The 272-nt window shown below is 43.4% G+C and carries 1 protein-coding gene; it reads left to right on the top strand.

The window, feature by feature from the left end; all coding sequences use genetic code 11:
* Positions 1-22 precede the first annotated feature (22 nt).
* A partial coding sequence (locus tag A3762_RS04195) for an ATP-dependent Clp protease proteolytic subunit (RefSeq protein WP_197469014.1) occupies positions 23-272 on the top strand: 250 nt, incomplete at its 3' end.

Raw genomic sequence — 272 nt, 5'->3', positions numbered from 1 at the left:
AATAATGAGCTACAGGGGTCCCATGAGCGAAGCACCATCAATTATTACCAATAGCGGCTTAGTGCCAATGGTTATCGAGCAAACCGCACGCGGCGAGCGTTCATTTGATATTTACTCGCGTTTGTTGAAAGAGCGAGTGATTTTCTTGGTAGGTCAAGTTGAAGACCACATGGCAAATTTGGTTGTAGCTCAGTTATTATTTTTGGAATCAGAGAATCCAGATAAGGATATTCACCTGTATATTAATTCACCGGGTGGGTCAGTTACTGCGG

The sequence above is a fragment of the Oleiphilus sp. HI0125 genome, from assembly GCF_001635355.1.
The sequence above is the reverse complement of the archived record's forward strand: the minus strand, read 5'-3'. Positions and strand labels throughout refer to the sequence as shown.